The sequence below is a fragment of the Rhizobium leguminosarum genome (assembly GCF_019798305.1).
Taxonomy (GTDB): domain Bacteria; phylum Pseudomonadota; class Alphaproteobacteria; order Rhizobiales; family Rhizobiaceae; genus Rhizobium; species Rhizobium leguminosarum_U.
Window position 1 is genome coordinate 185225 of record NZ_JAAXDD010000009.1, and the last position, 11033, is coordinate 196257.

Consider the following 11033-nt stretch of genomic DNA (forward strand, 5'->3'; position numbering starts at 1 on the left):
TAGCCGGCAAGACTGCTTGAATTCACAGGCAACAGCGCCATCTGCCCCAGAAGCCAACGCTGCCACCCGCGCGCAAGGTCGCCGGGTGCCAAGCAGCGGAACACGAAATCGCGTTCTCCCATGACTGGACAGCACCGGCGGCCCTTGCCTAAGGAACGGAAAAGTCGTCAATATGTGCCGAATGCGAAATGGAGTAAGTGACTATGTTGGATGATGTTGTCGGAGCTTATGGCAGCCGTTTCCTGCTTGCGGCCGGTGGCGTCGGCTTGGCGCTTCTCCTGCTCATCATCGTGCTCTGGGTGATCCGCAGCCGGGCGCCCTCACCTTTCGTGCGCGGCGGCCGCAATCGCCAGCCCCGCCTGCAGGTGCTGGATGCCGCAGCCGTCGATGCCCGTCGCCGGCTGGTGCTGGTGCGCCGCGACGACGTCGAGCACCTGATCATGATCGGCGGCCCGAGCGATATCGTCATCGAAAGCCGTATCCTGCCGGCAGCGGCCGAACAGCCGGACGGCGCCAGCCGCCCGCAACCCGACGAGCAGCGGCCGATATCCGTCGCGCGGCCGGAAATGCCACAGGAAACGCCACCGGTTTCGCCACCGCGCCCAACGGTCGCAGCCCGGGTCGAGCCCGCCGCCGAGCCCTCTTTCGCTGCGCCGGCTTCGCCAGAGCCGCGCCCGCGCCCAGAGCCGTCGACCCAGCCGTCGACCCAACCGCCTGTCCAGCCGGCCGTGGCACCGCCGGTGGTCACGAGCCCTCTTCCGGCAGAGCCGGTGACTGCTCCGCTGTCGGCCGAACGCGACAATCCTCTGCGTGCTGCCCCGCCGCAGCCACGCCCGCCGGAGCATCCAGCCGCTCCCCCAGCGGCTCGGCCCGCACCGTTCCACGATACCTCAAGTGCCGCCGAGATCCTCGATGCCGCCCGTCAGCGCGTGCTGCCGCAGCACCGCATCGAACCCGAGGTCTCCGCCCCGCCTGTCCAGGAGATGCCGGCGGCCGCACGCGCCGCACCGGGTAGCGCCGAAGACGATTCGGCTGCGCAGTCGGCAGCAGCGAGCCGTCTTGATTTCCAGCGGGTGCTGGAACAGGAAATGTCGAACAATCTGACTGCCGAACGCATCGTGCCGGCGCCGGCAAACCAGGCGCCCCGGCCCGGAGCGCCGCAACCCGGAAACCCGCCGCGCCGCGATCCGGAAATGGCCCCGATCACCGGCGCCGATACCGATCTGCAGAAGGAAGTCGCCCGCATCTTCGGCGAGATGAGCGTCAACCGCGACAAATGATCGGGCGCGACAAGTGAGCGGAACGCACGTCCGACCTTCCTTCATCACCAAGTTGCATTAAAGCCGCAATGCGGCGACTTTCGGTTCCCGACGCAACAGGGGACTCCATCTTGTGCTGATAATTTGTTATCGCTCCGGTTGAAGAGCGCTGGCGCATCGAGGTCATACTTTGCCTAAGTAAATACCGGTCTCACTCCAGTTTCACCTGTACTGCCGGGCAGCGACACGCTGACGGCGTATGAACATGTTCATCGGGTGGCGGCGAGAGACCGGTTTGGCATTGTTACAATGTGCCATGTGCAGCTCCGCTGTCTCAGCTCTTCAGCCGCCCAGAACATCGCCACACCGCGCCCGCGAGGCTTTCTCACGCATCATTCTGATGGACTTCCGAACGGAAGACCAACACGATATGTGCAATACCCTTCGGGTCCGATGGACCATTCTGCCGAAAACAGCGCCCCAGCCCTGGATTGTATGCAGCGCCTGCGGGGGCCTCAGAGCTTTCCGATGCAGCGACAAGATCCGGCTCAACGCCAATGGCCGCAAGCTCGATGCCTGGCTTATCTACAAATGCTCGACATGCGAAAAGACGTGGAACCGTCCGATCTTCGAGCGTCGGAATGTTCGCGACATCGATCCCGCAGTCATCGAGGCGTTGCAGTCCAACGATCCGGATTGTATCCGGGCAGAAGCGTTCAACCTCGAGGCTCTCAGGCGCAAGTCGCTGCGTGTTGACGGGTTTGCCGAATTTGAAATCGCAAAAGAGATGCAGCAGGAAACTGCCAATTGGACGAGATTGGAAATCGAACTGATGGTCCCGTTTCCATCAAGCACGCGCCTCGACCGCCTGCTGGCGTCCGAGCTGCAAGTTTCACGCACCCGGCTACAGGCTCTTCACGATGATGGCATGCTGCGGACGGATTCGAATCGAGCCGACGTTTTGCGGCGGCGGATCAAGAACGGCACCAGAGTTGCAGTCGACCTCGCCGCCGAGACCGGCCGGGAGCAATGGTGGAGGTCTGTGGCGACCGGAAGCTCACTGTAATTGTAAAAGGCGCCGCGATCGGATCGCGGCGCCTTATTCACTTCATGCCTGCATGAAAACTCTCATTCGTCGCGATAGACCTTTTCGCGGCGTTCGTGACGCTCCTGCGCCTCGATCGACAGTGTCGCGATCGGGCGGGCGTCGAGGCGCTTGAGGCCGATCGGTTCGCCGGTTTCCTCGCAATAACCGTAGGTGCCGTCTTCGATGCGCTGCAGTGCCGCATCGATTTTGGAAATCAGCTTTCTCTGCCGGTCACGGGCGCGAAGTTCGATCGCCCGATCTGTTTCCGACGACGCTCGGTCAGCGAGATCAGGATGGTTTGCGCTTTCCTCGGCCAGATGGTCGAGTGTCTCGCGCGCCTCTCTAAGGATATCATTTCTCCATGCAACCAGCTTGGCCCTGAAATAGGCACGCTGGTTTACGTTCATGAACTCTTCCTCTTCCGAGGGAACGTAATTGCTAAGATCGATCTTCTCACTCAACGCGATTCTCCTGAAGAACATCTCATCTGGCGGGGTGTATATCCCAAGCGCTAGCCGCGATTCAAGCCAAATACGACAGGTAAACAGATTTTTAAATCTGTCACAGTTTTCGGCTAACAGACTATTTTCTCATCATTATTCCGGCTTGCGTTTTTTGCTTCGCCTTCAAAACGCCGTGTTATCAGCTGCGTTTTGGGCAGCTGGAGCAGCGCTGACGGTTGACGCCGACCGATTGCAACCGCTACTGAAAAGGCCCGCTGGATCCTGGATTTGCCCATGACCGTACCCCTGCCTCCGCCCAACCGCATCTATCTCCTGCGCCATGCCGAGGCCGCCTGGGCCGAACCCGGACAGCGCGATTTCGACCGGCCGCTCAACGAAAAGGGCTTTGGCGATGCCGAGATCATCGCCGATAAAGCCGCCGACAAGGGCTACCGTCCCGATCTTCTGATCAGTTCTACGGCGCTGCGCTGCCGCGATACCGCCGATGCGGTGTACCGGGCGATGGGCCTCACGCTCGAGGTTCGTTATGTCGACGCACTCTATAACGCCACGGTCGACAACTATCTCGAGATCATCGATGCGCAGAACGAGGCCGCTGTCATGCTGGTCGGCCACAATCCGACCATGGAGCAGGCGCTGGAGGCACTGATCGGCCATGAGGCGATGGCAGGCACTCTTCCCGGCGGCTTCCCGACGGCTGGCCTTGCCGTGCTCGATTTCGATGCTTCGGCCACCGCCTGGCGCCTCACCGATTTCGTGGTCGTCTGAAGACTTGATTCCAGCAACAGAGTGCCGCGGTTTTCCCAGACAAAGCGCGAAGCGCTTTTGCCGGGAATTGCGTGAAAACAAGGAAATAGAGCATTTCCGTGATTCGAAGAAAAACGGAAATGCTCTAGCGCCGCTTCTTTCGCGGGCGGGACGCCCTCCCTATATTGCAGGGCAGTCACCAACCGGAATCGCGCCTTGCCGCCACGCCTGACATCCTTTGCCGACGATGCTCGCATCGCGTTTGACAATCTCGCCGACCGGGCGAGCGGCCTCGTCAATCCGACCGTGCGGCTCGGTGTCACCGGCCTTTCCCGCTCCGGCAAGACGGTCTTCATCTCCTCGCTCGTCCACAATCTCCTGCATGGCGGCCGTCTGCCGCTGTTCGAACCGGTCCAATCAGGCCGCGTCTCGGCGGTACGGCTCGAGCCGCAGCCCGACGATGCCGTGCCGCGCTTCCAGTACGAGGACCATATCCGTGCGCTGGTGAAGGACCGTATCTGGCCGGATTCGACCCGCGCCATCTCAGAGCTGCGCATCACGCTGGATTACCAGAGCGCCAGCGGCTGGAACCGGTTGTTTTCGCCCGGCCGCCTGTCGATCGATATCGTCGATTATCCCGGCGAATGGCTGCTCGACCTGCCGCTGCTCGGCAAGGATTACCGCACGTTCAGCGAGGAAACGTTAGCACTTGCCGAAACCGGCGTCCGCTCCGAGCTGTCGCGCCCATGGCTGGCGCTGACGCGCGCCACTGACATCCATGCCGGCGCCGACGAGATGATCGCCCGCGACCTTGCCACCGCTTTTGCCGATTATCTCAAAGCCTGCAAAGCCGACGAACGCTCGCTTTCCACCCTGCCGCCTGGCCGCCTGCTCCTGCCCGGCGATCTCGACGGCTCGCCGGCATTGACCTTTGCGCCGCTGGCTCTGTCGCCGGACGGGCGTCCCGGCCGCGGCTCGCTCTGGACGATGATGGAGCGGCGCTACGAGTCCTATAAATCCGTCGTCGTCAAACCCTTCTTCCGCGAGCATTTCGCCCGCCTCGACCGCCAGATCGTCCTGGTCGATGCGCTGCAGGCGATGAACCGCGGCCCCGAAGCCGTGCAGGATTTGGAGCGCGCGCTGGCCGATGTGCTTGCCTGTTTCCGCCCCGGTACCAATTCGCTGCTCTCCTCCCTGCTCGGGCGGCGCATCGACCGCGTACTGGTTGCCGCCACCAAGGCCGATCATCTCCACCATGAAAGCCACGACCGGCTGGACGCGCTGACCCGCCGCCTGGTGGACCGCGCCATCGACCGCATCGGCATGGCCGGCGCCGGCATCGACGTCATGGCGCTTGCCTCCGTGCGGGCAACCCGTGAGGCGACCGTCAAGCGTGACGGCCATGAACTGCCGGTCATCGTCGGCACGCCGATGGAGGGCGAAACCATCGCCGGCGAGCGCTTTGACGGCCAGAGAAAGACCGCGATTTTTCCCGGCGACCTGCCGGAGAATCCGGAAAGCCTGTTCGACCGCATCGCCTCGGGTGTAACAGGTGTGCAGCTGCCCGATGTCAATGTCGTCAGGTTCCGCCCGCCGCACCTTGAGGAAACCGGCGGCGGCATCAAGTTGTCGGTGCCGCATATCCGCCTCGATCGCGCCATGCAGTTTCTGTTCGGAGACCGTCTCGCATGAGCAAGCCCCCGTCCGATCCGCCGCGCCGCGCACCCGCCGCCTTCAGCTATGAGGACGAGGCTGCCGATCCGCGCGACAACGGCCGGCAAGGAGGTGAGCGGCGCAAGCCGGAAAGCTTCTCCGAGAATATCGTCGTGACACCTGATGAGGACGATCCCTTCCTCAATCCCGACAAGGATCTGAGCGCGGTCCCCGTTGCCGCGCCGCGCAAGCGGCGGACCTCCTTCGGCAAGATCGCCGCCGGCGCCTTCGGCATCCTGCTGTCGCTCGCCATTGGCCTCTGGACCGATAGCCTGATCCGCGATCTCTTCACCCGCGCCGACTGGTTGGGCTATGCCGCCCTTGCCGTGCTCGCGGTCGGCATCCTTGCCGTGCTGGCCCTCGTCATCCGCGAAACCGTCGGCATGATGCGCCTTGCCGCCGTCCAGAAGATCAAGGCCGAAGCCGAGGCGGCGATCCTCGAGACTCGGCCGGCCAAGGCGCGCGCCGTCGTCGCCCAGCTGACTGCGCTGCTCTCGGCAAATCCCGAGACATCGAAGGGCCGCGCGACGCTGAAGGCGACCGAGGGCGAGGTCATCGATCCCCCACATCTGATCGCGCTGGCCGAACGGGAACTGCTCGCTCCGCTCGACCGCAAGGCCCGCGCCCTGATCGTCAATGCCTCCCAGCGCGTCTCGATCGTCACTGCCGTCAGCCCGCGCGCCGTGGTCGACCTGCTCTACGTGCTCTATGAAGCCGTGCGCCTCATTCGCGCCATGGCCGAGCTTTACGGCGGCCGTCCCGGCACGCTCGGCATGTTCCGCCTGCTGCGCGACGTGCTGGCGCATCTGGCCGTCACCGGCTCGATCGCCGTCGGCGACAGCCTGGTGCAGCAAGTGCTCGGCCATGGACTGGCGTCCAAGCTCTCGGCGCGGCTGGGTGAAGGCGTCATCAACGGGCTGATGACCGCCCGCATTGGAATCGCGGCAATGGATCTCTGCCGACCGCTCGCCTTCCGCGCTCTGAAGCGGCCGGGAATCGGTGATTTCATCGGCGATCTCACCCCGTCCATGTCGCCGCGCGGCAATAATCCCTGAATGACGCACTGGTTCGGCAGCTTTCGCCTTGCCCCACGTAAAGTGTATGAAGTTTCAGCGGATTCAATGCTTTAGTGGCGGAGTGTTGAAGTCTCCGTCACGCGAAAGCCCAGCATTTCCTTGCATTTCGGCACAATCGAAAGGAAGGATTAACCATTCTTCGGCAAAACTTGCAGCCAGTTCGTGAGTGGTGTTTGCCAAGGAAAATCCATGTATTCGCGCAAGTTTCTCATCGTATGCGGCTTGGCCGCCGCGGCATTGTCTCCCGTCGCAGATGTCGCACCGGCAGCCACCGCTGCAACCCGTGACAAGGCCTTCTTCGATTCCGTCGCCGGCTCCTGGAAGGGCCCCGGCGAAATCGTCGCCGGCAAATACAAGGGCACGAAATTCACCTGCAACCTGATCGGCGAGCCCACCGGCGACAGCAGCGCCGGCATCAAGCTCGACGGCACCTGCCGCGTCGGCGTCTTCAAGCAGCCGATGACCGCCGTCATCTCGCAGTCGGGCTCGACCTACAAGGGCAAATTCCTCGACGGCGCTGCCGGCAAGGGCCTTGACGTCGTCTCCGGCGCTGTCAGCGAGGATACCGTCGTCGTCGGCATCAACCGCGCCAAGCTGAACGGTGCGATGATCGCCCGCGTGCGCGATGACAAGACGATGAACGTCACCGTTTCGGTCAAGGTCGAAAGCCAGATGGTGCCGGTCATCGGCCTGACGCTGACCCGCCAGGTTGACGAGATGGCCGTCGGTTCCATCGAGTAGACAATCCCTACAGCGGATTTTCCTGAAGCGGCGGGTTTCCCGCCGTTTTGCGTTTCAGGTCCCCTTGCTTCAGGCGCTCAGCCACCAGTCGCGACTATCGTCGGCGACCTCGATTCCGATCACCTCGGCATCCGACAGCCACTCACTCACCGCCCTGCCTCTGACGAGCAGACCCGGCGCGACATCGGCAAGCGGCATCAGCACGAAACCGCGATCGGTCATGCGCGGATGCGGCAGTTCCAGCCGCGGCGCGTCCTGGATCACATCGCCATAGGTCAGCACGTCGATATCGAGCGTCCGCGGCCCCCAGCGCTCGATGCGCTCGCGTTTCATCTCCCGTTCGATCGACAGGCAGACATCGAGCAAAGCCTCGGGCGCCAGCCTGGTCTCGACGGCGGCGCAGGCGTTGAAGAAGAAGGATTGGTCGGTCTTGCCCCAGGGCGGCGTGCGATAGAGCCGCGAGACCGCCGTAATCCGACAGTCGTCCCGTCCGTCCAGCCTCTGCAGCGCGGCCGCCATCGCCTTTACGGGATCGCCGATATTGCCGCCGAGACCGAGCGTGGCGGATTGCAATGCGGCCTCAGGCAAAATGCTCAACGCTCACCTGCACGAAATCGAGCACGCCAGGGACCGGCGCGTTCGGCTTGCGCACCGTGATCTTCGCCCGCCGCACCTGCGGGAATGTCTCGCAGAGCCCCTTGGCGATATCGAGCGCCAGTGCCTCGATCAGATAGCGCCGTTTGCCCGTAACGATCTGCTCGATCACGGTGAAGGCGACACCGTAATTGACGGTATCGTTGATCGAATCGCTTTCCAGCGCCTCGCCGGCGACGACATCGAGCTCGGCATCGACGAAGAAACGCTGACCAAGGAATTCCTCCTCGTCATGCACGCCGTGGCGCGCGAAGAAGGCGCAGTTCTGCAGCGTAATCGTGTAGGTGGTCATGTCGGCCGCTTCCTCTCGAATTCCTGGCGCGCATTCAGCATAGCATCGGCGATATCGAGTGCATCCCTGTTGATTGCGACATTGTGCACGCGGAAAACCGCAGCCCCTTGAAGTCTGAGCAGCGCGCTGGTCGCAGCCGTCGCTGCATCCCTGTCTTGCGCCTCACGCCCCGTTACCGTGCCGAGGAAGCGTTTGCGCGACGTGCCGGCAAGCAGCGGCAGGCCGAAGCGGGAAAGTTCGGAAAACCGCGCCATCAGCTCCAGGTTCTCCTCCGCCGTCTCCTTGGCGAAGCCGAAGCCCGGATCGAGCACGATGCGGTCGCGGTTGACGCCTGATGCAGCGGCGATATCAAGCGACCGTTCGAGGAAATGCACCTGGTCGGCAATCACATCGACAAGTTTTACCCTGTCGCGGCCGGTATGCATGATGCAGAGCCCGGCCCCGGTCACCGCGGCAATATCGGCGATATCGGGCTCCTTCTGCAGCCCGAAGACGTCATTGACGATATGGGCGCCGGCACTGATCGCAAGCCGCGCCGTCTCGGAGCGATAGGTGTCGATCGAGATCAGCGCCTGAGTGCGGCCGCGCAGTGCCTCTATGACGGGCAGCACGCGCGCCTGCTCCTCAGAAGGACTGACCTTTGCTGCGTTCGGCCGGGTCGATTCACCGCCGATATCGACAATCCCGGCACCCTCGCTCACCGCCCGCAGCGCCTGTTCGACTGCTGCATCGACGGTTTCAAAGCGTCCGCCGTCGGAGAAAGAGTCCGGCGTCACGTTGATGATCGCCATGATCGTCGAACGACGACCGAGTTCGATCTCCCGGCCATGGCCGACACGCCACAATCTGCCTTCGAGCCCTGTCACCAGACTTATCCCATTGGAGACGAAAAAAGCGCCATCCGATATTGCGCTTGTGGTGGCTATGCCCCAAGCTCCCGTCGATTTCAACACGGGTTGCGTTCAGAATGCCGCTTGCAGTGCGTTATATGGTCCTTCCTATCGCCTTTTCCATTGCTCTTTCCCTCTGCAGCCCCGTGGCAGCCGAAGTGATCGCATCGAAAAGCTATTCTTATTTCGACATTCGCGGCAAAACCGCGGATGAGCTCGACCGCGAACTCAGCCGGCGCGGGCCGACAGCGAGCGGCTCTTCGGCGCGTCATCCCGGCGCCACGAAGATCCGCTTCGGTGGCGAGGCAACCTATATTCAGGATAACGGGCGCTGCCGCGTTGGCAACGTCAAGGTCACGGTCCACACCCAGATCATCCTGCCGCGCTGGAGCAGCCGCAATGGCGCCAGCAAGGAGCTGTCGATGATCTGGGACGCACTGTCGAGCGACATCAAGCGCCATGAGGAACGCCATGCCGAGATCGCCCGTGATCAGGCCCGCGCCATGGAGCGCGCCATTCGGGCGCTGCGGCAGCAGCGCAGCTGCGAAGCCATGCAGGAACTCGTCTCCGGCGAATCAGCTCGCGGTATAGAGGAGCACGACCGGCAGCAGGCGCGATTCGACCGGGTCGAGGCGGTCAATTTTCAGAAGCGCATGTTGAGGTTGCTGAACAATCGAATCAATGGTCGAGCCGGCGCAAAATAAGGCTTTTTCGGTCTCGTTGCGAGCGGAAAACCTTAGCTGTACAACGAAACTTGTGCGAAACTTGCACCCTCCCCAGCGATTGAATGGTCATTTTTCATCCTGGCAGACTCAACCGGAACGCGTTAATATGAACACATTCGAAAGTTCAGGTACGGCATCTGCACTTTCATCGCTGGGTTCTCCTGGCGCGTTCCGAAGCCGCGGATGTTCCTCCCTCATCCGTAGGTAATGCGCCCGCCTCGCCTCGCTCGCTCTAGCGCGCGAGGCGTCTTTTTTGATATCGAATTTTTCGGCGACGTTTGAAGCGCAGCGCGCTTCAGGCCTGGCGTTCCGGCACGTGCACCACGAGCCCGTCATAGACAGCCTTCATCCGGATCTGACAGGACAGCCGCGAGGTCGGGCGTACATCGAAGGCGAAGTCGAGCATGTCCTCTTCCATCGCTTCCGGCTGGCCGACCTTCTCCGTCCACTCCTCGTCGACATAGACATGACAGGTCGCGCAGGCGCAGGCGCCGCCGCATTCGGCCTCGATGCCGGGCACCGAATTGCGCACGGCATTCTCCATTACGGTGGAGCCTTGGTCGACGTCGAGGTCGAAGCGCGTGCCGTCGAAGGCGACGATGGTAAGTTTGGGCATCAGAACTATTTCCGGTCTTCAGGTGGATGGGCGGATTTTCTTCCGACAATTCGACGCGTCAGTCAACATTGGGAAATCGGCGACAGCCTCGCAGATCGGGCCTTCGCCCGCCGTCTTCAAAGCGTCATAAGGGACGTCGCAAAAAGACCCGTGGTTCCGCAATGGAACAACGGGCCTCGTTCGAACGGTACTTCATGCATCGCGGCCAAAAACGTGCGGCGGTTTTGGGACAACGACATGCGTCAGACGAAGACCTAGAGATCAGCCGCGGCAGAGCTTCAGGATGAAATTCTCGGCATCGATAACGGCAGCGCCGAGCGCTGCCGTCGCGCCGGCATCACCGCCGGTTTCCTCGACGGCTTCCGCCGTCTGCGACACGCGGAACGCGCCGACCGAGCTTGCCGCACCTTTCAGCCGGTGCGCGGCTGCGCCAATACGGATGGTTTCGCCACTCGCAATATCCTGGAGGCAGGCACGGGCCTGGCGCGCAAACATCTGAAGGACTTCGATTTCCAGCGTCTTGTCGCCCATCGTCTGCTTTGCGAGATGGACCAGGTCGATCGGCCGGACCTTCGAAGGACACGGTCCCTTTGCATTATCCGGCGCCTCGAATACGATGTTCAATGCTGCCATCTGGGCTGCCATTGCCAATTCTCCCGTCTCTATCGTCCGCAGTTGCAACAGTTCTGCGTCCGGAGAGTGGCCATCACGTTAAATTCCGACACATTCAGGGCGGAAATCTCGCCATATGGTTAACGTCCGTTAAATA

Annotated in this window: 13 protein-coding genes; 7 read left to right on the plus strand and 6 right to left on the minus strand. The window is 62.3% G+C overall.

Going from position 1 to position 11033, the window contains the following annotated elements; genetic code table 11:
• The first annotated feature begins 197 nt into the window (after nt 1–197).
• On the plus strand, nt 198–1280 hold the full coding sequence (locus HFO99_RS17955) for a flagellar biosynthetic protein FliO (RefSeq protein WP_222362590.1): 1083 nt from the start codon (nt 198–200) through the stop codon (nt 1278–1280).
• A 409-nt stretch (nt 1281–1689) separates the two neighbouring features.
• Nucleotides 1690–2325, plus strand: coding sequence for a DUF1062 domain-containing protein (locus HFO99_RS17960; protein ID WP_222362768.1), 636 nt, complete (start codon nt 1690–1692; stop codon nt 2323–2325).
• Nucleotides 2326–2387: 62 nt separating this feature from the next.
• On the opposite strand, the gene dksA is transcribed toward HFO99_RS17960, so the two are convergent.
• On the minus strand, nt 2388–2807 hold the full coding sequence (gene dksA / locus HFO99_RS17965) for an RNA polymerase-binding protein DksA (RefSeq protein ID WP_017964517.1): 420 nt from the start codon (nt 2805–2807) through the stop codon (nt 2388–2390).
• A gap of 276 nt (nt 2808–3083) precedes the next feature.
• Here dksA and HFO99_RS17970 point away from each other — a divergent pair, with 276 nt between their 5' ends.
• The 4 genes from HFO99_RS17970 to HFO99_RS17985 all read left to right on the plus strand — a co-directional run bounded on the left by HFO99_RS17970 (nt 3084) and on the right by HFO99_RS17985 (nt 7087).
• Nucleotides 3084–3578 (plus strand): SixA phosphatase family protein, encoded by a 495-nt coding sequence (locus HFO99_RS17970; RefSeq protein ID WP_222362592.1) that lies wholly within the window; start codon nt 3084–3086, stop codon nt 3576–3578.
• A 195-nt stretch (nt 3579–3773) separates the two neighbouring features.
• Complete coding sequence (locus HFO99_RS17975) at nt 3774–5249, plus strand: YcjX family protein (RefSeq protein ID WP_222362594.1); 1476 nt, start codon at nt 3774–3776, stop codon at nt 5247–5249.
• On the plus strand, nt 5246–6325 hold the full coding sequence (locus HFO99_RS17980) for a YcjF family protein (RefSeq protein WP_222362595.1): 1080 nt from the start codon (nt 5246–5248) through the stop codon (nt 6323–6325). Before HFO99_RS17975 ends, HFO99_RS17980 begins: the two co-directional genes overlap by 4 nt.
• A gap of 210 nt (nt 6326–6535) precedes the next feature.
• Entirely contained in the window at nt 6536–7087 is a 552-nt protein-coding gene (locus HFO99_RS17985) for a hypothetical protein (protein WP_017964521.1), read from the plus strand.
• A gap of 69 nt (nt 7088–7156) precedes the next feature.
• On the opposite strand, the gene folK is transcribed toward HFO99_RS17985, so the two are convergent.
• From folK to folP, 3 genes are read right to left on the minus strand one after another with little or no spacing between them, the layout of a single operon-like run.
• Nucleotides 7157–7675, minus strand: a complete 519-nt coding sequence (gene folK / locus HFO99_RS17990; RefSeq protein WP_222362769.1) for a 2-amino-4-hydroxy-6-hydroxymethyldihydropteridine diphosphokinase — start codon at nt 7673–7675, stop codon at nt 7157–7159.
• Nucleotides 7668–8033 carry a dihydroneopterin aldolase gene (gene folB / locus HFO99_RS17995; protein WP_017964523.1) on the minus strand — a complete coding sequence of 122 codons (366 nt, stop codon included), beginning with the start codon at nt 8031–8033 and terminating at the stop codon, nt 7668–7670. Before folB ends, folK begins: the two co-directional genes overlap by 8 nt.
• Nucleotides 8030–8899 (minus strand): dihydropteroate synthase, encoded by an 870-nt coding sequence (gene folP, locus HFO99_RS18000; RefSeq protein ID WP_222362597.1) that lies wholly within the window; start codon nt 8897–8899, stop codon nt 8030–8032. The genes folB and folP overlap by 4 nt, the downstream gene beginning before the upstream one ends.
• 101 nt (nt 8900–9000) lie before the next feature.
• Between folP and HFO99_RS18005 the strand changes: the two genes are divergently transcribed.
• Nucleotides 9001–9627 (plus strand): DUF922 domain-containing Zn-dependent protease, encoded by a 627-nt coding sequence (locus HFO99_RS18005; protein WP_017964525.1) that lies wholly within the window; start codon nt 9001–9003, stop codon nt 9625–9627.
• A gap of 316 nt (nt 9628–9943) precedes the next feature.
• Here the strand turns inward: HFO99_RS18005 and HFO99_RS18010 are convergent, their stop codons facing one another.
• Entirely contained in the window at nt 9944–10264 is a 321-nt protein-coding gene (locus tag HFO99_RS18010) for a 2Fe-2S iron-sulfur cluster-binding protein (RefSeq protein ID WP_003540151.1), read from the minus strand.
• A 261-nt stretch (nt 10265–10525) separates the two neighbouring features.
• Entirely contained in the window at nt 10526–10909 is a 384-nt protein-coding gene (locus HFO99_RS18015) for an Hpt domain-containing protein (protein ID WP_017964526.1), read from the minus strand.
• Between the last annotated feature and the right edge of the window lie 124 nt (nt 10910–11033).